Below are 299 nucleotides of genomic sequence, written 5' to 3' on the forward strand. Positions count from 1 at the left end.
GTTCCACGCGATGAAATCATCGTCACCAATTGCGATCACGAGGCGAATATCGGCCCTTTGGTCAAGCTGTGCGAAAGCCGCGGTGCGACCCTGCGCGTTTCGCAGGTCAACCAGGACAGTTGTGAGCTGGAGCTGGACGACCTGCAGGTCTTGCTCAATGACACAACCCGTTATGTGGCCATGACCCACACCTCGAATATTCTAGCCTCGATCAATCCAGTCGCCGAGGTTGCGCGCCGCGTGCATCCGGTGGGCGCCAAGCTGTGCGTGGACGCTGTTGCTTATGTGCCACACCGGCT

At 58.9% G+C, this 299-nt stretch carries 1 protein-coding gene; it reads left to right on the forward strand.

Annotated elements, in window-relative coordinates; translation table 11 throughout:
- Window positions 1–299 (forward strand): aminotransferase class V-fold PLP-dependent enzyme (locus BK660_RS30295; RefSeq protein ID WP_123436407.1); only part of this gene is annotated, 299 nt, incomplete at both ends.

This window comes from Pseudomonas brassicacearum, from assembly GCF_003732265.1.
Classification (GTDB): Bacteria; Pseudomonadota; Gammaproteobacteria; order Pseudomonadales; family Pseudomonadaceae; genus Aquipseudomonas; species Aquipseudomonas brassicacearum_D.